This window comes from Terrabacter sp. Soil811 (genome assembly GCF_001429655.1).
Lineage (GTDB): Bacteria > Actinomycetota > Actinomycetes > Actinomycetales > Dermatophilaceae > Terrabacter.
The window spans coordinates 956,785-982,006 of record NZ_LMSX01000001.1; the positions used below are offsets into that span (position 1 = coordinate 956,785).

The following is a 25,222-nucleotide window of genomic DNA, read 5'->3' on the forward strand; positions in this document are numbered from 1 at the left end:
GTCTCGTTGACCAAGACCCGAGCGTGAACCTCTTGTTAACGCCAAATGCTCTATGTACAGTCTCACCCAACACCTTGGTTGCCCGTGATCCGGACGGTCAGCATCGAAACCCTCAGTGTCGAGGAGTGGGTCATGGATCCGAAGAACGAGACGGTCAGCCCGTCGCGCCGCACCCCCCGGGGCCTCTCGCGTGGACTGCTGACCGTGGTCGCGGCGTTGGCCCTTCTCGTCATCGCCGGCTTCATCTTCGCCCCGAGCAGTGTCAGCTCCGGTGCGGTCCAGAGCATGCTGCCGTTCGCAGCCGTGCTCGCCATCGTCGCCCTCGGGCAGACCCTCGTCGTCATGCAGGGCGGCATCGACCTGTCGGTCGCAGGCTCGGTGTCACTCGTCATCGTCATCGTGACCCACCAGGCCTATGGCGACGACTCCAAGGTGCTCCCGGCGGCCCTGCTCGCGCTGGGGGTCTCGCTCCTCACCGGGCTCGGCAACGGCCTGCTCATCGGACGCCTCGGCCTCAACCCCATCGTCGCCACCCTGGGCACCAACGCGCTGCTCTACGCCGCGGTGCTGGCCGTGTCCGGGGGGACCCCCCGCCAGACCACCGACCTGCTCGCCCGGCTCGCCGGTGACAGCACTCTCGGGATCCCACACGCGGTCCTCGTCGCCGTGCTCGCGACCGCCGTCGTCACGGTGGTCGTCAAGAAGACGGCGTCGGGACGTCGCTTCGAGGCGGTCGGGGCCAACGGCTCGGCGGCGTGGGCTGCTGGTCTGCGCGTGCAGGGCTTCAAGGCCGGCGGCTACGTCTTCGCGCAGGTCTTCTACTGGCTGGGCGCCCTGCTCCTGGCCGGCATCCTCAACAAGCCCACGGCATACCAGGGCGACAGCTACCTGCTGGCCTCGGTGGCAGCGGTCGTCCTCGGAGGCACCTCCCTGCTCGGCGGTCGGGGCAACCTCGTCGCCACAGCCGTCGCGGCGCTCTTCCTGATCCAGCTGGACCAGTTCGTGCTGGCCCTCGGCTTCGACTTCGCGGGCAAGACGCTCGTGCAGTCGGCCGCGTTCGCGATCGGTGTCGCGCTCTACACCATCAACTGGTCGCGGCTGCGACGGCGATCCCAACGTCCAGCCAGCACCGTCCCGGCCTGACCCCTCTTGCTTCATCCCTCACCCGGCTCATGACCATCAGAAAGGTCGATCCGCAATGTCCCGACCCAACACAGCCATCCGCGTCCTCGCAGTGTCGAGCGTCGCCGCCCTGGCACTCGCAGCCTGTGGCAGCTCGTCCGACGGCGCCTCTCCCGCCGCCAGCGGAGGCAGCACCGTCTCGGGTGCGCCATCCTGGTGCGGCTCCAAGCAGATCACCCTGGGCCTGACCGACGGGTTCGGCGGCAACAGCTGGCGTCTCGTCACGACGGCCTCCGCCAAGGACGAGATCGCCAAGTGCCCGAGCGTCACGAGCTTCACCTACGCCGACGGTCAGGGCGACACCCAGAAGGCCATCTCCGACATCCAGGGCCTGGTCGCCAAGGGAGTCAACGCGCTCGTCGTGTTCCCGGACGCCGGCAACGCCATGCTCCCTGCTCTGCAGAGCGCCAAGGAGGCCGGCGTCACCACGGTGCCCTACCGGGTCAACCCGGGCGGCGCCGACGGCAAGGACTACGACGTCTGGGTGGGAGCCGACTTCGTCACCGACGGCAAGAACTGGGCCGACTGGCTCACCAAGACCCTGCCGAGCGGGGGCAACATCCTCTTCCTGTCCGGCCCCGCAGGCAACAGCCAGGGCCTCGACGAGCTCAAGGGCATGAAGGAGGTCCTCGACCCGGGGAAGTACACCTTCATCGGGCAGGCGCCGTTCGAGGTCACCAACTGGGATCCCGCCAAGACCCAGCAGGTCCTGAGTGCCGCCATCGCGAAGTACCCGAAGATCGACGCGATCGTGTCCGACTTCGGACCGTCCCTCGTCGGTGCTCTGCCGGAGTTCGAGAAGAGCGGGCGCTCCATCCCTGCCCTGGCGACGTCGGACGGCAACGTCCTCTCGTGCTTCTACGAGGCGCACAAGGCACAGAACCCGGACTTCAAGCTCTTCACCGTGGCCACGGGCAACGACAACGCCCGACTGGCGGTCCAGTGGGCCGTCGCCCTCGCGACCGGTGGCACCCCCCCCGCGTCGAAGCAGTTCAAGGCTCCCGCCTTCGAGGACTCGGTCGGCGGCAAGCCCAGCCCGGTGACGTGCAAGAAGGACCTTCCCGGTGACATCTACCTGTCCGCCCAGATGGCCGGACAGGACCAGGCGAAGCTGCTCAAGTGACTCCGCACGGGGCGGCCGGTGCCGTCACGACCGACGGCCCGGCCGACCCCGTGCCCGTCGATGTCGCCACCGAGACCAAGACCAAGACGCTGAGCGAGACGCCGACCGAAACGCCGACCGAAGGACTGGACGTGACCAGAGACACCGCGGTGATCGCCGAGTCGGCGATGGTCCTCTCCGGCATCAGCAAGAACTACGACGGGGTCGCAGCGCTCACCGACGTCTCCCTGGAGATCCGTCGGGGCGAGGTCCACGCCCTGCTGGGAGAGAACGGCGCGGGCAAGTCGACCCTCATGGGGGTCGCCTCCGGTGAGGTGAGCCCGGACGCCGGCACCATCACCGGCGCGGGCCGGCTCATCGAGCGACTGACACCCGCCCTGGCCACCGAGCTCGGCATCGCGATCGTCCACCAGCACCCAGCGGTGCTGCCCGACCTCACCGTTGCCGAGAACCTCGTGGTCGCCGTGCCCGGTGCCGTCCTCGGAACCGGGGCGGAGCAGATCCGCACGATGCAGCAGATGCTGGCCGATGTCGGCTCGAGCGCCCACCTCGAGGACCGGGTCGGCAACCTCAGCGTCGCCCAGCGCCACCTCCTCGAGCTGGCCAAGGCGCTCGCGGTGGAGCCCAAGCTGCTCATCCTCGACGAGCCCACGGCCCCGCTGGGCGCCGACTCCGTCGACATGCTCTTCGAACGCGTGCGGCGGGCCGCAGCCACCGGCACCGCCGTCGTCTACATCACGCACCGCCTCGCCGAGGTCCGCGAGCTGGCGGACCGCGTCACCGTGCTGCGCGACGGCAAGGTACGCGGCACTGCCGAGGTGGAGGCCATCAGCGACGATGAGCTTCTGTCGCTCATCGTCGGGCGCCAGCTCGAGTCGACCTTCCCGGTCAAGCCACCGCAGGACGAGCTGGGTGACGAGGTCCTCTCCGTGGACGGGATCACGGGTGGCGGCTTCTCCGACGTCTCCTTCACGGCGCGCGCCGGTGAGATCATCGGCGTCTCGGGGATCGTGGGCAACGGCCAGAGCGAGGTGCTGCGGGCGCTCGCCGGGCTCACGGCCTTCTCCGGCTCGGTCACGGTCGGCGGCACGTCGCGGACATCGCGCGACCTGCGCAAGCGCTCGGCCTACCTCCCGGCCGACCGACACGACGAGGGCCTCATGATGACGCTCTCGGTCCGCGAGAACGCAGCCCTGTCCGCCCTGGACCGTCTCCGGGGTCGTGTCCTGCTGAGCCGCGGCCGGGAGGACGCCCTCGTCGGGGCGGAGCTCACCGCTCTCGACGTCAGGACCGCCTCAGCCGAGACCGTCGTCTCGGCCCTGTCCGGAGGGAACCAGCAGAAGGTCGTGCTCGCCCGGGCCCTGCTCTCCCGCCCCGCCATCGTCCTGGCCGACGAGCCGACACAGGGCGTCGACGTCGGCGCGCGCGCGGAGATCTACCGGATCCTGCGCGAGGTCTCCGCCGCGGGCGTGCCGGTCGTCGTCGCGTCCTCCGACGCCAAGGAGCTCGAAGGACTCTGCGACCGCGTCCTGGTCATGTCACGTGGAGCAGTGCTCGACGTCGTCGAGGGCGCTCAGGTCACCGAGGAACGACTCATCCACTCGGCAGTCAGTGCGACGGTGCACCAGGGCGGCGCCAGCCGGACGGTCAGCTCCGTCTCGACCCGGCGGAGCCGCTTCCTCACCGGGGACTATGCCCCGGTCGTCATCCTCGCGCTCGTCATGCTCCTTCTCGGCGCCTTCGTGCTGTCGCAGAACTCGCGATACCTCGCACCCTTCAACCTGACATCGGTCATGACCTCGTGCGCGGCCCTCGGCTTCATCGCCCTCGGGCAGACGATCGTTCTCATGACCGGGGGAATCGACCTCTCCGTCGGACCGCTCGCCGGTTTCCTGGTCGTCGTCGGCTCGTTCTTCCTGACCGCCGAGAAATCGGCCGCGGTCATGGCGCTGGGACTGGTCGTCATGCTGGCGGTCGCCGCCGCCACCGGCGCCGCCAACGGCAGCCTGATCCGCTTCGCCAAGTTCACCCCGGTGGCGGCCACCCTGGCGAGCTACATCGGCATCCAGGGCCTCAGCTACCTCCTCCGGGACTCGCCCGGAGGGAACATCGCGATCTCGGTCACCCGTCTCGTCAAGACCAAGATCGGCCCCGTACCGGTCGTCTTCCTGCTGCTCGTCGTCACGGCCGTGGTGCTCGAGTACGCCCTGCGCAGGCGGGGCCCCGGCCTGCGGCTGCGCGCCATCGGATCCGACGAGGACGCCGCCCGCCGGGTCGGGATCAACGTCAGCCGCACTGCGGTCCTGGCCTACGTCGCCGCCTCCTGCTTCGTCTTCCTCGGCTCCATCGTGCTGCTCGGCCAGCTCGGCATCGGTGACCCGGCTCAGGGCGTGGGCTACACCCTGAGCAGCATCACCGCGGTGGTCCTCGGTGGCACCAGCCTCCTGGGCGGTCGTGGCACGTTCATCGGCACGCTGCTCGGCGCCGGGCTCATCGTCCAGGTCTTCAACGCCATGGTCTTCCTCGACCTGTCGCAGACGTGGCAGTACTTCTTCCAGGGCGCCCTCATCGTGGCTGCCGCCGTCATCTACAGCCAAGTGCGCCGAGTCAGGGCCTGACAGCGCTCGACGCCATCACCAGACCTTCGAATCACCCTGCGGGCCAGGGCGGTCCGTCATCCAACGACAACCACCGAGGAGACTCAAGTGCGCGCAGCACGCTTCCACGGACAGTCCGACATCCGCATCGAGGACGTCGGATCCCCCGAGATCAAGGCGCCCGACGAGGTCCTCGTCGAGGTCCTCTGGTGCGGCATCTGCGGCACCGACCTGCACGAGTACCTCGTGGGCCCCATCGTCACCCCGACCACGCCGCACCCCCTGACCGGGGTGACCCTCCCCCAGACGCTCGGGCACGAGTTCTCCGCGCGGGTCGTGGAGGTTGGCGCGCAGGTCACCGACGTGGCCGTGGGCGACCGGGTGAGCATCATGCCTGCGATCGTCTGCGGCCGATGCACCTTCTGCCGGCAGGGACTCGGTCACCTGTGCGTCCGGTTCGCCTGCACCGGGCTCTCCGCCGAGACCGGGGGCCTCGCCCAGTACGCCGTGCTCAAGGAGTACCAGGTCTCGACCCTCCCCGACGAGGTGTCGGACGTGGAGGGTGCCGTCGTCGAGCCGGCCAGCGTGGCGGCATACGGCATCGACAGGGTCGGGATCCGTGGTGGCGACATCGTGCTCGTCACCGGCGCCGGCCCCATCGGCGTGCTGTCGGCCCTCTACGCCGATGCCCTCGGCGCTGCGACCGTCGTGATCGCCGAACCCAATCCCAACCGCGCAGCGCTCGCGGCCTCCCTCGACGTCGGTCCGGTCCTCGACCCGACCTCGGACGGGTTCGCCGAGTCGATCGCACAGCTCACCCGAGGCGCCGGCGTCGACGTGGTCGCCGAGTGCTCGGGCAGCACCCCGGGCCTGACCACGGCGATGAACAGTGTGCGCACGCGTGGCTCGATCGTGCAGACCGGCCTGCACACCAAGCCGGCCACCATCGACGCGATGCGGCTGTCGGAGAAGGACATCAGCTACGTCGGCAGCTGGTGCTACCTCATCACCGACTGGCCCCGCATCATCCGGCTCATCGCCTCGGGGAAGTACCCCGTCGCCAAGGCCGTCACGGCCCAGATCGAGCTGGAGCGGGTCGTCCCGGACGGCTTCGACGTCCTCGTGAACCCGTCGGGCGACCAGCTCAAGATCCTCGTGTCACCGACCGGCGCGACGCCGGCCTGACCGGGGCCACGACCCTGCGCCACCGGCCGCGACCGACCAGCTGCCGATCCATCCACGTTCTCGAGGAGTAGTCATGGTGTCACCGACGTACGGCACGAACGCGGTCGACTGGGAGAGTCGCCTGGACCTGGACCGGCTGCGCCGCGAGCGCCTGGCCCGGCTCAAGGCGGAGCTCGACCGGTCGGACCTCGGCGCCCTGCTGACCTTCGACTTCCACAACATCCGCTACATGACCGCGACCCACATCGGGACATGGGCGATGGACAAGATGATCCGTTTCGCCATTCTCCCCCGCGGGGGGGACCCCGTCCTGTGGGACTTCGGGTCGGCCGCCCGTCACCACCAGCTGCAGTCGACCTGGCTCGACGAGCCGCACGCGGCTGCGGGTCGGGGAGACCACTACGGCGCCCGCGCGGGCATCTCCACGCTGCGCGGCGCGATCTCCCCCGGGGCAGGGCGCGCCGCGGACGTGGCCGCCAAGGTCGCCCAGGTGATGCGCGACTTCGGGCTCGACGGCCAGGCCATCGGCGTCGACATCGTCGAGCCGCCGGTCCTCTTCGCGCTCGAGGCGGCGGGTTTCCACGTCGTCGACGGACAGCAGGTCTTCCTCGAGGCGAGGCGGATCAAGACCGGGGACGAGATCGGCCTGCTCACGCAGGCAGCGTCGATGGTGGACGCTGCCTACGAGAACCTCTACGAGTTCCTCCGTCCGGGCGTCCGTGAGAACGAGTGCGTCGGCCTGGTGAGCAAGACGCTCTACGACCTCGGTTCGGAGCATGTCGAGGGGGTCAATGCCATCTCGGGAGAACGGTGCTCACCGCACCCACACGTCTTCACCGACCGGCTGATCCGGCCCGGCGACCCGGCCTTCTTCGACATCCTGCACAGCCACATGGGCTACCGGACCTGCTACTACCGGACCTTCGCCGTGGGCAGCGCATCACGGGCTCAGCGCGACGCGTACACCATCTGTCGCGAGCTGATGGACCGGGCGATCGACATCGTCAAGCCCGGCGTGACGACGGCTGACGTCGTCGCCCTGTGGCCCACCGCGCAGGAGTTCGGCTTCGCCGACGAGGAGGCGGCCTTCGCGCTCCAGTACGGCCACGGCGTGGGCCTGTCGATCTGGGAGCGGCCGATCTTCAGTCGCCTCACCTCCTTCGACAGCCCGGAGACGCTGGAGGAGGGCATGGTCTTCGCCCTCGAGACCTACTGGCCAGCGGCCGACGGCTGGGGGGCGGCCCGGATCGAGGAGGAGGTCGTCGTGACCGCCACGGGCTGCGAGGTCATCACGAAGTTCCCTGCCGAGGAGCTGCTCGTGGCCGGCAAGCGCTACTTCACGACCGGCGGACACCTGCCGACGATGCGCGACAGCCAGTCCCACCTCAACCGCGCGCCGCGCGCCACCGACGCCGACTCCGACGCCGACTCCGACGCCGACTCCGACGCCGACGCCGACGCCAGCACGAGGAACAGCTCCACCCCGGCGGAGGTCGGCGCATGAGACTGCCCCTGGCGGAGCACCGTTACGGCGAGCACGGCGTCGTGCTCCCACCGGAGCGCAGCGACAGCAACGACGCCCTCGATGTCGACCTGGACACGCGGCGACAGCTCTACCGCTCGATGCGAGAGATGCGGACCTTCGAGAAGCGCGCCTACGACCTCTTCATGAAACAGCTGGTCAAGGGCACGAGCCACCTGTCGCTCGGCATGGAGGCGATCGCGGCGGGTTTCGGAGCCGCCATGCAGGAGGACGACTACACCTTCGCCACGTACCGCGGCCACGCACACACCCTCGCGAGGGGTGTGCCGATGACACCGGTGCTCGCCGAGCTGCTCGGACGGGCCAACGGCCTGATGGGAGGCAAGGGCGGTTCGATGCACCTCACGAGCGTCGAGCACGGGATGATGGGCTCCTACGCCATCATCGGGGCCCACCTGACGATCGCCAACGGAGCTGCGTGGTCCGCGCAGTACCGCGGGTCGGGCCAGGTGGCCGTCTGCTTCTTCGGCGACGGGACCACCAACATCGGCGCCTTCCACGAGGCCCTCAACTACGCCGCGGTGTACCGCCTGCCGGTCGTCTTCGTGTGCGAGAACAACCTCTACATGGAGTACACGTCCATCCGCGACATCACCGCCGTCGCGCACCCGGCGGCCGACCGGGCCGCGGCGTACGGACTCGAGTCGATCGTCGTCGACGGCAACGACGCCGACGCCGTCCACCTCGCCGCGCTCGAAGCCCTCGACCGGGCGCGCTCGGGCCGGGGCCCCTCGCTCGTCGAGGCCCTGACCTACCGCCACGGAGGGCACTCGCGCGCCGACCCCGGGAAGTACCGTCCCACCGGTGAGGTCGACGCCTGGAAGGCGTACGACCCACTCACGATCTACCGCGAGCGACTGGGGCGGCTCGGCGTGTCGGAAGCCGAGCTCGACGCCATGGACGCGACGGCTCTCGCGCTCGTCGATGCGGCCACCGAGGGAGCCATCGCCGGCGAGCTCCCCTCTCCCGAGAGCGCGTTCACCGATGTCTGGGCTGATGGAGGATGGTCATGGCGCAACTGAGCTACCGAGATGCCGTCGCGCGCGGCATCGCACAGGAGATGCGCCGCGACGAGCGGGTCGTCGTCGTCGGCGAGGACATCGCCGGGGCCGGCGGCGTCTTCAAGACGACGGTCGGCCTGCTCGACGAGTTCGGCCCGAAGCGGGTCATCGACACACCCATCAGTGAGCAGGCCATCCTCGGCGCGGCCATGGGCGCGGCGATGACCGGGCTACGACCGGTCGCGGAGATCATGTTCTCGGACTTCTTCGCCGTGTGCTGGGACATCGTGGTGAACCAGATCGCCAAGACGCGCTACATGACGGCGGGTCAGGTGACCATGCCGCTCGTCATCAAGACAGGCAACGGCGGAGGCCTGCGCTTCGGGGCCCAGCACTCGCAGTCGATCGAGAACTGGGCCATGGCCATCCCGGGGCTCAAGGTCGTGACGCCGTCGACCGCCGAGGACGTCGTCGGCCTGATGGCCGCGGCCATCCGGGACGACGACCCGGTGATCTTCTGCGAGCACAAGGGTCTGTATGCCGCCAAGGGCGAGGTGCCCGACGGCGAGATCATCGACACGCTCGGCACCGCCAAGGTGCGCCGCCCCGGTCGCGACGCGACCATCCTGGCGCTCGGCATGATGGTGCCGAGGGCGCTGGCCGCTGCGGAGGACCTGGCCACCCGCGGCATCGATGCCGAGGTCATCGACGTGCGCTCCCTCGTACCACTCGACACCCGGACGATCCTCGACTCGGTCGCCAGGACCGGCAGGCTCTTCACCGTCGAGGAGAACCCCCAGCTGCTCGGCTGGGGTGCCGAGATCGCGTCGCTCGTCGCCGACGAGGCGTTCTGGGACCTCGACGGACCGGTGCAGAGGATCACGACCCCGCACATCCCGCTGCCGTCCGCCGACTCCCTGGAGGACCTCGTCATGCCGTCCGCCGAGAGCGTCGCGAGGACCGTCGAGAAGGCGCTGCAGTCGTGAGCGTGCCGCCGTCGCTGGCGCCCTTCCTCCCCGGGGGTCGGCCGGCCCCTCGCGCTTCAGGTGGCCACCGCCCCCGGCAGGTGCACTCTCCCCGGGTGCGCCGTCTGGCGCACGACCGGGGCGTCCACGTCGGGGGACTCACCGGCACCGGTCCGCGCGGCCGGGTCACGACGGACGACGTGAACCGGGCGGCCTCGATGGCGGAGCTCCCGCTCGCCTCTCCGGTCGCCGCTTCCGGCACGGTGCGCGCTTGCTACACCGCGGTCACCGAGGCGGAGGTCACCCGTCTGACGACCTCACCTGACCTGCTCGCCTGCCTCGTCGAGTCGTCGGTCCGGACGGTCCGGTCCGTCCGCGCGGCGACGGCCGAGGTCGTCCGTACGACGGTGTCGGTGCACGGGCCGCCCGGGGGCGCGCCACGGACGGTCGTCAACGCCCACGACCTGGGAGTGCAGGGGATCCAGCGGGTCCTCGGAGCCGCAGACACACCCCTGAACGGCTCTGAGGGGCAGGCCTCCCGGCCCGAGCTGTCGGTCCACGACCTCCGGGGCACCGGCGTCCTGTTCGACGTCCCCGTGCTCGAGGACGGCGTGGTCGTCGCGCTCTCGTGCGGAGACGTCGTCGACCGGCCCACCGTCGTCGAGCTCCCCGACGGTGGACGCGGGATCGGGATCGGCTCCTTCGTGCACCTCGCTCTCACCGTCGACGAGCATCTGGCCGGTGCCAGCGCAGCCCGGCTGCTCGCCCAGGTGCGTCAGCGCCTCGAGGCCCACGAGAGCGGGAGGTCGTCGTGAACGCCCGCACCGAGCACCTCGCGTACTCCACCCTCGTGCACCCGGGCGACACCTGGCCGGAGATGCGCGACAGCCTCATGACCTACGCGCCGGCCGTGAAGCGGAGGGTGTCGCCCGACACGTCGTATGCCGTCTCGCTCCGTCTGTCCGCCTCGTCGGCGCAGACGCTGACCGACAACCCGGGCGAGCTGGAACGTCTGCGGGTCTGGCTGGGCGAGAACGACATGTACGTCTACACCGTCAATGCCTTCCCCTACGGCCCTTTCAAGGGTCGTGTCGTGATGGAGGAGGTGTACGAGCCCGACTGGTCGGATCCTGACCGGGTCCGCTACACCTGCCAGGTCGCCGACATCCTCGCCGAGGTCTGCCCGTCCCACGTGTCACCGTCCATCCAGACGTCGCCGCTCGCCTTCCGACCCAAGGTGCTGAAGACCGCGGACCGCGCCACGCTGACCGAGAACGTCCTCACCGTGGTGGCACACCTCGTCGACCTCGAGCGCAGGACGGGGCGGCGAGTCAAGCTCGCGCTGGAGCCGGAGCCTGCCTGCTTCCTCGAGACGACCCCGGAGACGGTGGACTGGTTCCGCGAGGACGTCTGGTCCTCGACCGGGACGGAAACCCTGTGCCGGCTCACGGGACTCCCCGTCAGCGAGGTCGCGGGGCTGGTCCGTCGCCACCTCGGCGTCGTCTTCGACATCTGCCACCAGTCCGTGCAGTTCGAGGACATCGCCCAGTCGCTGGAGCTGCTCTCCGAGGCCGGGGTCCCGGTCTTCAAGCTGCAGGCCGCAGCCGCGCTCCGCGTGCCGGACGTCACCGACTCCACCGTGGACGCCCTCGAGGCGTTCACGGACACGATCTACCTCAGCCAGACGACGGAGCGACGAGACGGGCGCCTCACGCGGTTTCTCCACCTCGCCGACGCCATCAGGGCCTGGCGCGCCGACCCCGCAGGGGGTCCTCGCGAGTGGCGGACGCACTTCCACGTACCGATCTTCCTCGAGGACCTGGACGGACTCAGCACGACGCGGGCCGGCATCGTGGCCGCGCTCGAGGTGCACGCCCGGACCCCGCTCTCGGACCACCTCGAGATCGAGACCTACACGTGGGACGTGCTGCCCGCGCACCTCAAGAACGGCGACATCGTCGACTACGTCTCGCGCGAGCTGGAGTGGATCCGCGCCGAGCTGGATCGGTTGGACGCGGGGCGATGATCGACCATGCCTCCCTGCGGGACCGGGCCGAGGCCGCCCTCCCGCGAGACGTGTTCGCCTACTTCGCCGCGGGCGCAGGGGACGAGACCACCCTCGCGCGGCAGGAGCGGGCCTGGGACGAGGTGCTGCTGCGGCCGAGGGTGCTGCGGGACGTGTCGGCGACCTCGGCGGCGTCTCAGGTGCTCGGACATCCGATCACCTCGCCCGTCCTCGTCGCCCCCACTGCCATGCACCGGCTGGCCCACCCCGAGGGTGAGGTCGGGGTCGCCCGGGCGGCCCGGGCGGCGGGCAGTCTCCTCGTGCTGTCGATGAGGTCGAGCACCCGGGTGGAGGCTGTCGCCGCCGCTGCCGGTCCCTTCTGGCAGCAGCTCTACGTGCTGCAGGACCGCGGCGTCACCGACGAGGTCGGCCGCCGTGCCGCCGCCGCCGGTGCGTTGGCTCTCGTGGTCACCGTCGACACCCCCCGCGTGGCTCGCAAGCGCGCCGGCCTCCCTGTCTCCCGTCCGAGCACCGGGATCATCGAGTCGCTCGACCACCGCCACGTCGCCGATCCACGGCTCATGCAGGCCGAGGACGTCGGCCCCCGCGATCTCGAACGACTCGCCGAGAACAGTGGGCTGCCCGTCGTGGCGAAGGGCGTGCTGACCGCGGAAGCCGCCCGGGACTGCGTGGCCGCCGGCGCTTCTGCGGTGGTCGTGTCGACGCACGGAGGGCGGCAGCTCGACGGGGTCGTCCCGGCGCCCCTGGCCCTTCCGGAGGTCGTCGAGGCCGTCGGCGACCAGGTGGAGGTCTACGTCGACGGGGGTGTCCGCACGGGATCGCACGTCCTCAAGGCGCTCGCCCTCGGAGCGCGAGCCGTGCTCATCGGACGACCGGTCATCTGGGCCCTCGCCACCGGCGGGTCCGACAGGGTGCGAGACCTTCTCGTCGACATGGCCTCGGAGGTCGAGGAGGCGCTTGCGCTCGCCGGCTGCCCGTCGTGCACCGACGTCGGGCCCGACCTCGTGCGCCGGTAGGACGAGCGGCGCTCCCGCACGGGCGTATGCCGTGCTGCGCTGCGCGAGCCGCCCTCCCTCTCCCCCACCTAGGAAGTGACGACATGACGACGACAGCGGTCACGGACCAGACCGAACGCGCTCTCTTGGCTCGGATCCCCACCGGGCTCTACATCGACGGCCGGTGGACCGAGGCTGCCGACGGTGGCCGGTTCGAGGTCGTCGACCCCTCCACCGAGACCGTCCTCGCCACCGTCGCCGACGCGCGACCCGACGACGGCGACCGCGCGCTCGCTGCGGCGCACGCCGCCCAGCCGTCATGGGGGCGCACTCCACCGCGCGACAGGGCCGAGATCCTCCGCCAGGCCTTCGAGCTCGTGACCATCCGCGCCGAGGACTTCGCGCTGACGATGACCCTCGAGATGGGCAAACCCCTCGCCGAGGCGCACGCCGAGGTCGGCTACGGGGCCGAGTTCCTCCGCTGGTTCAGCGAGGAGGCAACGCGGATCTCCGGCCGGTACTCCACGGCTCCCGACGGAGCCAACCGCCTCTTGGTCACGAGGCGACCGGTCGGGCCGTGCCTGTTCATCACACCGTGGAACTTCCCGCTCGCCATGGCGACCCGCAAGATCGCTCCGGCCATCGCCGCAGGCTGCACCATGGTCCTCAAGCCTGCCGAGCTGACCCCACTGAGCGCCCTGCTCCTCGCCGAGGTCCTCGAGGACGCCGGCCTGCCGCCGGGTGTCCTCAACGTCATCCCCACGACCGACCCGGGGTCGGTGAGCAGCCCGCTGCTGTCGGACGCGCGGCTGCGCAAGCTGTCGTTCACCGGCTCGACACCGGTGGGCCGGCGGCTCATCGCCGCCTCGGCCGACCAGGTGCTCCGGGTCTCGATGGAGCTCGGAGGCAATGCCCCCTTCATCGTCTTCGAGGACGCCGACCTCGACGCCGCCGTCGAGGGAGCGCTCGCCGCCAAGCTGCGCAACGGCGGTGAGGCCTGCGTCGCCGCCAACCGCTTCCTCGTGCACCGGAGTCTCGCCGACGAGTTCGGACAGGCCCTCGCAGCACGGATGTCCTCCGTCACGGTCGGTCGTGGCACCGACCCGGCCACACGCCTGGGTCCCCTCATCAACGCCGCGGCCGTCGCCAGGGTGGGCCGTCTCGTGGACGGAGCCGTCGCCGCGGGCGCCCGTCTCGCCCTCGGTGGCCGGGCACTCGACGGACCCGGCCACTTCTTCCCGCCCACTGTCCTCACCGACGTGCCAGCCGGCGCGGACATCCTCGACGAGGAGATCTTCGGGCCGGTCGCCTCGATCGTTCCCTTCGACACCGAGGACGAGGCCGTCCGCCTCGCGAACGCCACGCCGTTCGGACTCGTCTGCTACGTCTACACCCGCGACCTCGACCGAGGGCTCCGGATGGGCGAACGTCTGGAGACCGGGATGCTCGGCCTCAACACGGGCGTGGTGTCCAACCCGGCAGCTCCGTTCGGCGGCGTGAAGCAGTCCGGCCTCGGCCGCGAGGGAGGACGTGAAGGTATCGAGGAGTACCTCGAGACCTGCTACATCGGCGTGGCCGACCCGTTCGCTGCATTCGGATGAGGGTCGGTCCGCCGCCGCGCCCTCATTCCCCGGCGCGCGAGATGACCTCGGCCACGAGCCAGCCGGGTTCGTGGTCAACCTCCCAGCGGGCAGGTGCGCCGAGCCATGGGCGGATGCCGCCCACCTCCTGGGAGGGGACGGCATCCGCCATGTCGAGAAATCTGGCGCTTCGTCAGCGCACCGCGTAGGCCGACTTGACGACCTGCGTCACCGAAGCACCCTTGCTGTCGGTCACCTCGACTCGCGTGGTGACCGTCTTCCCGCTGGCACCCGTGTGGTCGACGACCGCGCTCCACGCCCCGGCGTTGCTGGACACCGCGGCGTCCGTCCACGTCGTGCCACCGTCGTAGGAGAAGGCGAACGTCGCCGAGACGATGTCACCAGGGGCGTAGCCGCCGTGACCGGTGACCCGGATCGGCAGCACCTGCCCCGCCGAGGCGCCGAGGGTCTTGCTGCCTTCCTCGGGCAGGCCGACCCGCGGGAAGAGCAGCGGGAGACCGACCGAGAACGTGTCGGGGTCGAGCGCGGAGCGGAAGCGCCACGTCGTCTTGACCTCGGTCGATCGGGCCCACTGACGCGCCGGGCTCCCGAACTTGCCGGTGTTCATCTCCAGCTCGTAGGCCGAGTCCTCGGCCGGCACCTCGAAGACGCCGTTGGGGGTGTAGCTGTAGCCGATCTCCTCGCCGTTGCGGCGCAGCGTGAGGTTGCCCTCGTCCCCGAAGCTGCCGGGGTTGGCCACGTGCCCGAAGTCGTCGCCCCACATCTGGGGGGCGAAGCCCATCAGGCCACCCTGCCGCTCGGCCGTCAGCTGCTCGAGGCCCTGGTCGTTCTTGATCGCAGCCGGGGCGACGATGCCGCCGTACCAGCTGTCGGTGCGGACGCTGCCGGACGGGTAGGTGCGCCAGGCCTCGGTCATCGCCTCTCCGAAGGGGAAGCTCGAGGTGAGGTAGTGCAGCCACTTCGTGCCGCCGTCGGTGTAGAACTCGGTGCGCTTGGTCGCGACGTGGACCGCCTCATAGGCGGAGACACCGAAGGTGACGCCGTTGTCACGACCGGCATAGACGTAGTCCAGGAGCGGCGTGTCGACACCCATGCCCTTGTAGTCCGCCTCCGTGCGGCCGAGCTTCTTGTCCTGGGCGACGAACGTCTTGTCGTCGGTCAGCGGGGTCGACTGGGTGAAGCCGAGGTTGTAGACGTACGGGCTGCTGGCCGTCGCCTTCCAGGAGAGCGTCAGCTGACCAACGGGGGCGGTGGCAAGGAGCGCCTGGAGCTGGTCGCCCTCGGCCATCGGAAGGGAGTAGGTCGCCACGCTGAGCGGCGTGAACCCGGCCACCGGCAGCCACTTGCCGGGAGCCGGAGCGTACGCGAGCAGGGCCCTGACACTGGCCGCGCGAGCCCGGTTGACCATCGACGGAGAGACGCCGGCGGTGCTGACCTTGACGAGCACGACCTTGCCCCCCACGCGGGCGGGGTCGAAGATCGAGCCGGTACCGCCGTCGACGAGACCCGCAGTGCCGACACCGTCGAGGCCCGGCGCCGCGTTCGGCGCCGCGATCGGGTGCAGCACCGGTCCTGCGACGACCGACAGGGACTCGACGGCAGGCGCGTAGCGGCGCGACCAGTCACCGAACTCCCAGGTGCCCTGCTGGGGGTTGCCCTGCACGTCGGCGTACACGGCGGTCGTCGTCGAGCCACTGCTGAGGGAGCCGGCGTGGATCCACGTGTCGTCCCACGTGCGGGAGAACGAGAGGACCGAGGCCTTGGGCTCACTGGGCCGGTCCGTCTTGACCGACAGCAGGTGCGCCTTCGTCGCGTCGAAGTCGACGGTCGTGTCGCCGGTGATCTTGATCTCCGGTCGGCCGAAGTAGGCGATGGAGCCGACGGTGTTCGGGGTCAGGTAGGTCGGGTCGGGGCTCCTGACGAAGCTCGACAGGAAGTAGGTGCCGGGACGCACCTGGAACGTCTGCTCCGCGGCGCCGTTGTTGAAGGCGCGCTGTGCCTTGATGGAGTCGATGTTGACCACGTCGACGCTCGAACCCAGGTTGGCGGGCTGACCGAGGCGGTCCTTCATCCGGACGGTGAGCCGCACCGTCTGGGGAGTGACGTACAGCGAGAAGGGCGTCGACACGTCGGCGCCGCCGGTGGCCAGGATGCGGCCCGTGACGTCGCCGTACTGCGCAGCCGCGAGCTTCGCGGTCGGGTCGACCTTCAGCGGGACCTTGACGGTGCCACCAGCGGGGATGGTCACCGACGACGCTCCGAGGACGGCCGGCGTCGACGTGACGGCGGAACCGTCGTCACCCGTGACACCGGCGACGGACAGCTTGAGAGTGACCGGCTGGTCGGTGACGTTGGTGTAGGGAAGGTCGATGGTCGTGACCTGGGCGCTCGTGTGCGGCCACGCGAACGTCCCGGCCTGCACCGGCATGGTGATCACCGGGGCCTTCGCCGCGGCGATCACATCCAGTCGACCCGCGCCCTGCGCGCGGACGTCACCGGGAACATCGGACTTCGCCGACGACACGAGGGCCGCCTTGAGCTGCTGCCCGGTCCAGGTCGGGTGCGTCTGCTTGACGATGGCGGCGGCACCGGCGACGTGCGGCGTCGCCATCGACGTGCCCGACATCGCGACGTACGCGTTGTCGCCCCGCCCGCCTGAGCGGGCGGCGGTGATGCCGACGCCCGGCGCCGAGATCTCCGGCTTGAGGGTGTGGTCGACCGCTGTGGGCCCGCGGCTGGAGAACCATGCCGGCACGTCCTGACGGTCCACGGCGCCCACCGTCAGCACGGCGGGAGCACAGCCGGGAGCCGAGACCGTGTTGTTCGCCGAGCCCGTGTTGCCCGCCGCAATGACGAAGAGGGTGGAGCTCGTGGTGGCGAGCTCCTGCGCAGCGGACGACATCGGGTCGTTGCAGGCGGCAGGTGCCCCATTACTCCCGAGGCTCATGGACACGACGTCGGCGCCCTGCGAGACCGCCCACTCCATGCCGCCGATGATCATCGAGTCGGAACCACCACCGTTGTCACCGAGCACCTTGCCGATGAGCAGCTGGGTCTCGGGCGCGACGCCCTTCTCGACGCCATCGCTCGCCGCGCCGGACCCGCCGACGGTGGAGGCGGTGTGCGTGCCGTGACCGTGCACGTCCGACAGCGCTCCACCCGCTGAGCCGGTGAAGTCCTTGGACGCCACGATCCGACCCTGCAGGTCAGGGTGCTCGGCGTCGGCGCCCGTGTCGAGGACGGCGACCTTGGTGCCGGCCCCCTTGAGGCCCTCTGCCCAGGCCTGGTCGGCGTTGACCTGCTTGGTCGACTGGTCGAGGGTGGCGTACGCCTTGGCGTCGAGCCAGATCTTCTCGATCTTGGCACCCGCCGCGGTGGACGGGTCCGTCGCGTCGGCGAAGAAGTGAGCGGCCTGCGCCTTGCCGGCCTTGAGCGCGATGCCGTCGATCGAGTGCAGCGTCTGGCCCTTCGCCGCGCCCTTCGGGGTGACCGGTGCCGAGCGGGCCCGGCTGAGGTCAGTGGTGTAGCGCGCGATGACCGGCACGCTGTCGGTGCTGGCGTCGTCGTAGCCCATGGCGACGAGCCCGGTCACGTTGAAGAGCTCCTCGTCCACCTTGCCCGAGGCCAGGGCGTCCACGGCATCGGCGGGATAGACGTAGACGTCCTTGCCGACCCGGCGCGTCTCGACAGAAGGCACGGTGCCGTCCTCGCGCGGCAGCACGGTGACGATCGGCGCGTTGGTGCCTGCCCCGGTGACGAGGACCTTGTCGCCCGTGATCAGGGTGACGGTCTTGGGGGCGTCGCTCGCCGCGTGGGAAGCGGACGATCCGACGATCGGGCGGGGTGTGGCACCTGAGTCCTGGCCGAAGGCCGAGGTGGGGGCGGCCGCGGTGGCGGCAACGATGGCAACCGTTGCCACCCCTAGGGTGTGACGCCAGATGGGGCGCATGCTGGTCCTCCGGGGAGTGTGGCGCGAGCCCGCTGTTCGGGTCACGCTGCGTGAGGGTGGCGCCCGGGGTGGGACTCCGGCGCCGCGAGCCACAGTGCCCGAGGAGCGAATCGTCGGGAAGAATGTGCGTGCGGCGGTTATGCGTCATGGCGCAGGTGCGCCACCCGCCCGAACGACGTAGGACGTACCGGAAGGAGCCGGCGTGGAAGCGCTTGCCGCGCTGGGCCTCGGCCCGGCGGAGTCCACGCTCTACCGCACGCTGGTCGGGCTGGGTGGCACGACCGTCGACGACCTCACCCATCGCTGCCAGCTCTCGAGCGCGGAGGTCGAGGAGAGTCTCGTCGGGCTGGAGCGCATGGGACTGGTGGCACAGTCGGCCGCCACGCCGGGCCGCTGGGTAGCGGCGCCACCGGGGATCGCGCTGCGCGCCCTCCTCAACGACCGCCGTCACGAGCTCGATCAGGCTGAGCTCGTGGCCGCACGGCTGGCGGAGGCGCACCGCACCGATGCTGCGGGGAGCGTTCACGATCTCGTCGAGGTGGTCGTCGGGGCCGGCGCGGTCGGACAGCGGTTCCACCAGCTGCAGCTGGGCGCCGTCGAGGAGGTCTGCGTCCTCGTCACCGACAACCCAACGGCCGTGACGGCGGCGGAGAACCAGGCCGAGGACATCGCGGCGGCCCGCGGCGTCCGGTACCGGGTCGTGCTCGAGCGCGACGTGCTGGAGCAGACGTCGCAGACCGAGCTGGTGGCGGTGATACGCCGCGACGAGGAGGTGCGGATCAGCGACCGTGTCCCGACCAAGCTCGTCATCGCCGACCGTCGCACCGCGATGGTGCCCCTTGACGCCGACTCCCCGGAGCCGGCGGCCCTCGTCATCCACTCGACCGGGCTCGTCCAGTCCCTCCTGTCGCTCTTCGACTTCGTCTGGCGCGAAGCCTGGCCGCTCAACTTCGTGTCTCCGGAGAGCGACGAGCTCGTGGAGACGGCCCCGGGTCCGGACGAGACCGACCTCCAGGTGCTCTCGCTCCTCATCGCCGGCGCCTCCGACGTCCTGGTCGCGCGGCAGCTCGACGTCGGGCTACGCACCGTCCAGCGCCGGGTCCGGTCGCTCATGGATGCCACCGGTGCCAACAGCCGCATCCAGCTGGGTTGGGCGGCACACGAGAAGGGCTGGCTCCGCCGACCGTAGCTCGACGGTCTCCGCCCCCGACCGCTGAGGCGGGTGCCGGTGCCGCCTGCTCGCCTGCTCGGCCAACGTTGGACAAGGGTTGTACATCTTTGCGATCGGACGCTTAAGGTCGGAGCCATGGACCCCCGCTCCGCGCTCGAGGCGGTCCGGACCGCTCCCACCCTCCTCGAAGCCATGCGGGCAGCGTCGACGCTCACCGATGTCACGGCGCAGGCGGACGGTGACGCCGTCCGTGACCTGATCTCGGCCACGCTCTCCGACGATCCCCTGACCGCCCTCGCCGCCGTCCACGCGCTCGGCGTCTGTGACGACCCCACCGCGGCACCAGCACTCGCACGCCTGGTGGCTGACGGGCGGCGCCACGTGGCGGAGCACGCGCTCGACGCGCTGCGGCACACGGCTCCCGTCGACGAGGCGCTGCCCCACCTCGTCAGCGCGAGCCGCGACGGCGGCTTCACTGGGATGCTGGCCCAGCGCACCCTCGAGAGCTGGGCGGTGCGGCAGCCGGACCGGGTGCGTGGTGCCGTGCTGACCCGCCTGGCGGCAACGGCCGACGACGACGGCCGCGCCAGACTGGCCGAGACACTGGGGCTGGTGCCCGGCGCAGCGACCACGACGGCGCTCGTGGCTCTCGCGGCAGACGACACCGAGGCGCTCCCGGTGCGCGCGGCCGCGACGGCCGCCCTCGGCGACGGACCCGCGGCCGACCACAGCGCCGAGGCGCTCCTCGTGTCGTTGGCCCGCACGGTCGGCCCTCTGGCCCAGACCGCCCGGCTCGCCCTCTTCGACCTGCGTCCGACCCCCGCACCGCCCGTGCCCGACGGGTTGACCGTCGTGCAGCTCTTCCTCCACTCCGACATCGACGGGCAGCTGCACCATTCCGGCCGGGGCGACACGGGCGGCATCGCCACGCTGCTCGTGCACCTCGGGGACGCCCTGCTGCGCGGCGAGCCCGCGATGGCTCGGGTCATCACCGTGTCGGGCGGCAGCCCCGAGCCGACCCAGTTCCCCTCAGGACGTCCGTCCGCCGCGCCCGGTGGCCACCTCGGCTCCTCGCTGCTCGCGAGGGGCCACCACTACGCCAAGGTGCCGCTGTCGGGTCCTGTGGGGGTGAGCCGTGCGTGGCCTGCGCGGGTCGCGGCGCGCCGCGGGATCCGGCGGGTCCTCCGGACCGCCGGTCGCGTCGACGCGATCCACCTGCGGATGGCCGACGTCGGGTCCATGGCCGCCGCAGAAGTGGCGGACGAGCTCGGCATCCCCGTCGTGCTGACCGTCGCGCCCGACCCCCAGGCCCTCATCGACGCGCGGGACCACGCCGGGACGTTGACCCGTGCCGGGTTCGACGAAGCCGATCTCGTGGAGCACCTGTGGTTCCGCGACCAGCTGCTGCGCGACCTCGCCGCGCGCGCCTCCCACCTCGTGCTCTTCCCGCGCCCACGGGTCGGCGACGACCTGCGGCGCTACCTCGGGATCGACATCGACGTGCAGCGAGACCGCCTCACCGTCGTCGGCGAGGGCATCGACGTGGCAGGTGTCGACCGCATCGTCGGCGAGACCCTCGATGGGTCGGGACGTCGCCGCGGGTCCGGCGTCGCATCCGCACTCGACGAGCTCGACACCCTCCTCGACACCCTCCCCGACGACCGCCGAGCCCTGCCGACCGTCGTGTCGGTCGGTCGGCTCAATCCCGTCAAAGGGATGGCGACCCTCGTGCGGGCCTGGCGCGACGACGCCCGGCTGCGCGAGCGCTGCAACCTGCTCGTCGTGGGCGGCGACCTCGACCACCCGAGCGACGAGGAGGCAGCCGAGCTGGCCCGGATCGACGCCGTCGTGCCTGCCGCCGAGGCGGCCGACCTGGGGCTGCTCGTGGCCGGGCACCGTCCCAACGCGACGACCATCGCGTGGCTCGCGCGGCTGCGCGGACGTCCGGGCGACACGGCGCCGCCCGGGGTCTACGTGAGCGCGAGCCTCAAGGAGGAGTTCGGCATCGCGATCCTCGAGGCGATGGCCGTCGGGCTCGTCGTCGTCGCACCAGACGGCGGGGGCCCGGCGACCTACGTCGCCCACGGGAAGACGGGCATCCTCGCCGACACGTCCAGTGCCGCCGGCCTCGCGGGCGCGACCCACGCCGCCCTCGACCTCGCAGCCGCACCGGCCGCCGACACCCGGAAGGCGCAGGCCCGGGACATGGTGCGCACGCGGTTCGGCATCGACACGATGGCCGCGTCGCTCGCCGGGGTCTACCGTGAGGTGGCGCCGCAGCGAGCGGGCGAGCCGCGCCTTTCCGACGCCGTGGAGGGAGCCTCGTGACGCTGCTCGTCATCAGCCCTGACTACGCCTCCCACCTCTACCCTCTCGCCACCCTCGCCACGGCCTGGCGTGATGCGGGTGAGCGCGTCGTCGTCGCCACCGGCACGGCCACCGATACCCTCGTCACCGCCTTCGGCTACGAGCGCGAGCACCTGCAGCTGGGACGCGGCTCGAACCCGGGCGTCATCCGGGCCGAGGAGCAACCGGCGGGCGAGGACGACTCGCTCCGTGGGTTCTTCGAGGCGACGCGGCTCGGCGCCGTCGAGACGCTGGCCTACCAGGCCCGGGCGCGCGGTGACGACCTCCTCTGGAACGCCGTGGGCGTGGCCCGGGCCGTGCACGACGTCGTCGACCGGGTGCGCCCGGACACGGTCGTCGTCGACCACCTCGCCTTCGGTGCGCGACTGGGTCTCGCCAGCAGGGGCACCAGCCACGCCGACGTCGTGCTGGGTCACCCGTCCGCTCTCACCGTCGGCGACGAGGTCTACGGCTACCCGCCTGCCTGGCCGCGTGCCTTCACGCCCGGGCCGGACGCGCTCGCCGAGCTGCGGCGCCTCTCGGAGCAGGTGCGCGACGACTTCACCGCGCAGTGGAACACCGCACTGGCGCAGCTGTCGCCGGGGGCCACGCCGAGCGTCGACGCCTTCGCCGAGACCGGCGACGTCCTCATGCTCAACTACCCCGCGGAACTGCACGACCACGACCGCACCGCCCTGCTCCCGCGCCACACCTTCCTCGGCTCCGCGGTGCGGGCCGAGGCCCCGGACGAGGAGGTCGAGGCGTGGCTCGGCCGCAGCGACCAGCCGGTCGTCTACGTCAGCCTCGGCAGCTTCCTCTCCGCCCGCTCCGACCTGCTCGCGACGATCGTCGAGGCGCTGCGCCCGCTGGACGTCCGCGTCGCCCTGGCCCACGGGTCGACGCCGCGTCCCCTGCTGGGTGCTCTCCCGGAGTCGTGGCTCGTACGCGAGATGCTCCCGCAGGTGACCCTGCTCGGTCACGCTTCCGTGGCCGTCTCGCACGGCGGCAACAACAGCGTCACCGAGTCACTGACAGCCGGCGTCCCCCTGCTCCTCCTCCCCCTCTCCACCGACCAGTTCGCCGGCGCCGCCGCCGTCGAGGTGCAGCGGCTGGGCGAGGTGCTCGACCCCAACCGCGCCGACGCCGCTGCGATCCGCTCGGCCGCCGAGCGCCTGATGGGTCCCGCGGACTCCGTGGACCGCGCGGGGCTACACCGGCTGGGTGCGTCGATGCGCGAGCATCCGGGCCCCCTTCGGGCCCGCGACGCACTGACGCGGCAGACCACGCCCGCAGGCGGGAGCGGTCCCGCAACGCTCTGAGCCTCACCCCGGCGCGTGGGGACGTCCACCCCGGCAGGTGGGGCGGCGGCATACACCCTCGGTCGGGCGGGGGCACGTCAGCGTGGGCGTGGGCTCCGCCACCGGCCGGCGGCGATCTGCTCGCCCCCGACCCACACGCCGCCGACGTCGGAGGTCGTCCCCAGCGCGAAGACCTTGGAGAGCGCGTCGTCGGGGGACGATGCGTTGTCGAGGCCCACGGCGAGCGGGTCGCCGGACTCGGGCAGCACCCAGACGGCGTCGAACTGCTTGCCGACCGAGAGGTCACCCACGTCGTCACCGAGCCCGAGCGCGTCGGCGCCCGCCCCGGTGCTGAGCCAGAGCAGGTGGGCCGAGGTCAGCAGCATCCCGTCCTGGCCGAGGAGCTGCTGGACGAAGTAGGCCTGCAGTCCCTCCTTGAACAGCGAGAAGCCGGTGCCGGCGCCGACGTCCGAGCCGAGGGCGACGCGAACCCCGGCCTCGACGTGACGACGGAGCGGGAAGAGCCCGCTGCCGAGCGCCGCGTTGCTCGTGGGACAGTGCGCCACGGCGGCGCCGCGCCCGGCGAGCGTGCTCAGCTCGCCATCGGTCGGGTGGACGTCGTGAGCGAGCACCGACCTCGGCGTGACGAGGCCGAAGCGGTCGTAGGTGTCCACGTAGGAGGCCCCGCCGAAGAGGGTGGCGACCTCGCTGATCTCGTGGAGGTTCTCGTTGAGGTGCGAGGTGAAGAGCGACCCCGGCACCTCGGCGAAGGTGGCGGCACAGGCCTCGAGCACCCCCTCGCTCGCCGAGAGGGAGAAGCGTGGTGTGACGGCGTAGCGCAGCCGGCCCTTGCCGTGCCAGCGGGCCGCGAGCTCGCGCGACTCGGCGTAGGCGCGCTCGGGGGTCGTGAGCAGCGGCTCGGGCAGCAGCCGGTCCGAGGTCACGAGGCCGGTCGCGACCCGCAGGCCCCAGTGGTCGGCCGCCTCGAACATCACGTCGACGGCCGGGGCCTGGTGGGCCCCGAAGACGAGTGCGGTCGTCGTCCCGGCGTCGACGAGCCCCGCCACGAAGTCACGGGCCACGCCCCGGGCGTGGTCGACGTCGGCGAGCCGCATCTCCTCCGGCAGGGCATAGCGGTCCAGCCAGTCGAGCAGCGGCAGGCCGAGCCCGCCGATGACGCGCACCTGGGGGAAGTGCACGTGCGTGTCGACGAGCCCCGGCAGGAGCAGACCCTCGCGCAGGTCGAGGACCGGCTCGTCGGGATGCTCCGCGCGCACCACGTCGAAGGGGCCGCGGGCCGTGATGACGCCGTCCCCGACGAGCAGCCCGCAGTCGTCGTCGGACCGGAGCATGCCTCCGGCGAAGGGGCTCGTCGGCGTGTCGAGGACGCGCACCCTGAAGATCGTCACGGACGGGTGCCCGGCGTCGGGCGCTCGAGCTGCCGCTCCCGCTCGAAGGCCGCGAGCAGGTCGACCGCGACCGCCACGGCGATGGTCGCCGGGCTCTTGCCGGCGAGCCCGGGCGCCCCGATCGGCGTCGTGATCCTGCCCAGGTCCTGCGCCGAATGGCCCTCTGCCGCAAGGCGTTGCTCGAAACGGCGCCACTTCACCGACGACCCGATGAGCCCGATCGAGCCCAGGTGCGAGCACCTCAGGGCGGCGTCGCACAGCGCGACGTCCTCGGCGTGGTCATGGGTCATGACGAGCACGTGCGTGCCGCGCGGGACCTGCCCGAGCACGAGCTCCGGCACGGGCGCGTGGTGGACGTGCACGCCGGCCACGGCGTCGGCGAGCCCCGCGAGTCGTCCCGCGGCCACGCGGTCGGCCCGGCCGTCGACGAGGTGCAGCTCGAGGTCGTGTCGGCTGAGGATGCGCGCCAGCTCGGCGCCGACGTGCCCCATCCCGAAGATCGCCACGGAGGGCACGACGGGCAGCGGCTCGAGCAGCAGCGACACCTCGCCACCGCAGCACTGCTGGCCGTGCTCGACCGGGGCGCGCTCGTTGAGCGCCAGGTCGAGCTGCTCGGGAGCGACCTCGCCCCGGGCGAGCATCGCGCGCGCCCGCTCGACGGCCGTCGCCTCGAGGTTGCCACCGCCGATGCTGCCCCACGCGTCGTCGGGCGAGACGACCATCTTGGCGCCAGGCTCGCGCGGGGCGTGGCCGCGGACGGCCGCGACCGTCACGAGCACGCCGGGGATCCGGTCCGCACGCAGCCGCTGGGCTGCCGAGAGCCAGTGCACG

At 71.3% G+C, this 25,222-nt stretch carries 18 protein-coding genes; 14 read left to right on the forward strand and 4 right to left on the reverse strand.

The genetic code is table 11. The features are described from left to right. The first annotated feature begins 132 nt into the window (after positions 1 to 132). From ASH01_RS04495 to ASH01_RS04545, 11 genes are all read left to right on the forward strand, one after another. Positions 133 to 1,143, forward strand: a complete 1,011-nt coding sequence (locus tag ASH01_RS04495; protein ID WP_056772700.1) for an ABC transporter permease — start codon at positions 133 to 135, stop codon at positions 1,141 to 1,143. A gap of 55 nt (positions 1,144 to 1,198) precedes the next feature. Then, the gene (locus ASH01_RS04500) at positions 1,199 to 2,305 is read left to right on the forward strand and encodes a substrate-binding domain-containing protein (protein ID WP_056771813.1); all 1,107 of its coding nucleotides are present in this window, start codon (positions 1,199 to 1,201) and stop codon (positions 2,303 to 2,305) included. Continuing rightward, positions 2,302 to 4,923: an ATP-binding cassette domain-containing protein gene (locus ASH01_RS04505; RefSeq protein WP_082619390.1), complete on the forward strand. Its 2,622-nt coding sequence runs from the start codon at positions 2,302 to 2,304 to the stop codon at positions 4,921 to 4,923. The genes ASH01_RS04500 and ASH01_RS04505 overlap by 4 nt, the downstream gene beginning before the upstream one ends. A gap of 87 nt (positions 4,924 to 5,010) precedes the next feature. Next, a complete protein-coding gene (locus ASH01_RS04510) occupies positions 5,011 to 6,087 on the forward strand; it encodes a 2,3-butanediol dehydrogenase (RefSeq protein ID WP_056771816.1) in 1,077 nt (358 codons plus the stop codon). Between the two features lie 73 nt (positions 6,088 to 6,160). Further along, on the forward strand, positions 6,161 to 7,591 hold the full coding sequence (locus ASH01_RS04515) for a M24 family metallopeptidase (RefSeq protein WP_235509523.1): 1,431 nt from the start codon (positions 6,161 to 6,163) through the stop codon (positions 7,589 to 7,591). Further along, on the forward strand, positions 7,588 to 8,652 hold the full coding sequence (locus tag ASH01_RS04520) for a thiamine pyrophosphate-dependent dehydrogenase E1 component subunit alpha (RefSeq protein WP_056771817.1): 1,065 nt from the start codon (positions 7,588 to 7,590) through the stop codon (positions 8,650 to 8,652). The genes ASH01_RS04515 and ASH01_RS04520 overlap by 4 nt, the downstream gene beginning before the upstream one ends. Beyond that, a complete protein-coding gene (locus ASH01_RS04525; protein WP_056771820.1) occupies positions 8,640 to 9,617 on the forward strand; it encodes an alpha-ketoacid dehydrogenase subunit beta in 978 nt (325 codons plus the stop codon). Before ASH01_RS04520 ends, ASH01_RS04525 begins: the two co-directional genes overlap by 13 nt. Positions 9,618 to 9,712: 95 nt before the next feature. Next, positions 9,713 to 10,411 (forward strand): E3 binding domain-containing protein, encoded by a 699-nt coding sequence (locus tag ASH01_RS04530; protein WP_056771823.1) that lies wholly within the window; start codon positions 9,713 to 9,715, stop codon positions 10,409 to 10,411. Next, entirely contained in the window at positions 10,408 to 11,622 is a 1,215-nt protein-coding gene (eboE, locus tag ASH01_RS04535; RefSeq protein ID WP_056771825.1) for a metabolite traffic protein EboE, read from the forward strand. Before ASH01_RS04530 ends, eboE begins: the two co-directional genes overlap by 4 nt. Further along, the gene (locus tag ASH01_RS04540) at positions 11,619 to 12,638 is read left to right on the forward strand and encodes an alpha-hydroxy acid oxidase (protein ID WP_056771829.1); all 1,020 of its coding nucleotides are present in this window, start codon (positions 11,619 to 11,621) and stop codon (positions 12,636 to 12,638) included. Before eboE ends, ASH01_RS04540 begins: the two co-directional genes overlap by 4 nt. Before the next feature lie 83 nt (positions 12,639 to 12,721). Then, positions 12,722 to 14,218 carry an NAD-dependent succinate-semialdehyde dehydrogenase gene (locus tag ASH01_RS04545; RefSeq protein ID WP_056771831.1) on the forward strand — a complete coding sequence of 499 codons (1,497 nt, stop codon included), beginning with the start codon at positions 12,722 to 12,724 and terminating at the stop codon, positions 14,216 to 14,218. A 22-nt stretch (positions 14,219 to 14,240) separates the two neighbouring features. Here the strand turns inward: ASH01_RS04545 and ASH01_RS23830 are convergent, their stop codons facing one another. After that, the gene (locus tag ASH01_RS23830) at positions 14,241 to 14,369 is read right to left on the reverse strand and encodes a hypothetical protein (protein ID WP_268807394.1); all 129 of its coding nucleotides are present in this window, start codon (positions 14,367 to 14,369) and stop codon (positions 14,241 to 14,243) included. Between the two features lie 21 nt (positions 14,370 to 14,390). Further along, complete coding sequence (locus ASH01_RS04550; protein ID WP_082619392.1) at positions 14,391 to 18,137, reverse strand: S8 family peptidase; 3,747 nt, start codon at positions 18,135 to 18,137, stop codon at positions 14,391 to 14,393. Positions 18,138 to 18,369: 232 nt separating this feature from the next. On the opposite strand from ASH01_RS04550, the gene ASH01_RS04555 reads away from it, so the two are divergent. The 3 genes from ASH01_RS04555 to ASH01_RS04565 all read left to right on the forward strand — a co-directional run bounded on the left by ASH01_RS04555 (position 18,370) and on the right by ASH01_RS04565 (position 23,003). Continuing rightward, positions 18,370 to 19,356: a helix-turn-helix domain-containing protein gene (locus tag ASH01_RS04555; protein WP_056771839.1), complete on the forward strand. Its 987-nt coding sequence runs from the start codon at positions 18,370 to 18,372 to the stop codon at positions 19,354 to 19,356. A 117-nt stretch (positions 19,357 to 19,473) separates the two neighbouring features. Continuing rightward, a complete protein-coding gene (locus tag ASH01_RS04560; RefSeq protein ID WP_056771842.1) occupies positions 19,474 to 21,666 on the forward strand; it encodes a glycosyltransferase in 2,193 nt (730 codons plus the stop codon). Continuing rightward, on the forward strand, positions 21,663 to 23,003 hold the full coding sequence (locus tag ASH01_RS04565) for a nucleotide disphospho-sugar-binding domain-containing protein (protein WP_056771845.1): 1,341 nt from the start codon (positions 21,663 to 21,665) through the stop codon (positions 23,001 to 23,003). The genes ASH01_RS04560 and ASH01_RS04565 overlap by 4 nt, the downstream gene beginning before the upstream one ends. A gap of 77 nt (positions 23,004 to 23,080) precedes the next feature. Here ASH01_RS04565 and ASH01_RS04570 read toward each other — a convergent pair whose 3' ends face one another. Together ASH01_RS04570 and xdhC are read right to left on the reverse strand one after the other, a co-directional pair. After that, positions 23,081 to 24,391: a guanine deaminase gene (locus ASH01_RS04570; RefSeq protein ID WP_056771848.1), complete on the reverse strand. Its 1,311-nt coding sequence runs from the start codon at positions 24,389 to 24,391 to the stop codon at positions 23,081 to 23,083. Beyond that, positions 24,388 to 25,221: a xanthine dehydrogenase accessory protein XdhC gene (gene xdhC, locus ASH01_RS04575; protein ID WP_056771852.1), complete on the reverse strand. Its 834-nt coding sequence runs from the start codon at positions 25,219 to 25,221 to the stop codon at positions 24,388 to 24,390. The genes ASH01_RS04570 and xdhC overlap by 4 nt, the downstream gene beginning before the upstream one ends. Position 25,222: the final 1 nt, after the last annotated feature.

Bases quoted from the DNA above. Each gene is read 5' to 3' on its own strand.
- ASH01_RS04495 (WP_056772700.1), top strand. From the start codon at position 133: ATGGATCCGAAGAACGAGACGGTCAGCCCGTCGCGCCGCACCCCCCGG.
- ASH01_RS04500 (WP_056771813.1), top strand. From the start codon at position 1,199: ATGTCCCGACCCAACACAGCCATCCGCGTCCTCGCAGTGTCGAGCGTC.
- ASH01_RS04515 (WP_235509523.1), top strand. From the start codon at position 6,161: ATGGTGTCACCGACGTACGGCACGAACGCGGTCGACTGGGAGAGTCGC.
- ASH01_RS04520 (WP_056771817.1), top strand. From the start codon at position 7,588: ATGAGACTGCCCCTGGCGGAGCACCGTTACGGCGAGCACGGCGTCGTG.
- ASH01_RS04525 (WP_056771820.1), top strand. From the start codon at position 8,640: ATGGCGCAACTGAGCTACCGAGATGCCGTCGCGCGCGGCATCGCACAG.
- ASH01_RS04540 (WP_056771829.1), top strand. From the start codon at position 11,619: ATGATCGACCATGCCTCCCTGCGGGACCGGGCCGAGGCCGCCCTCCCG.
- ASH01_RS04545 (WP_056771831.1), top strand. From the start codon at position 12,722: ATGACGACGACAGCGGTCACGGACCAGACCGAACGCGCTCTCTTGGCT.
- ASH01_RS23830 (WP_268807394.1), bottom strand. From the start codon at position 14,369: ATGGCGGATGCCGTCCCCTCCCAGGAGGTGGGCGGCATCCGCCCATGG.
- ASH01_RS04560 (WP_056771842.1), top strand. From the start codon at position 19,474: ATGGACCCCCGCTCCGCGCTCGAGGCGGTCCGGACCGCTCCCACCCTC.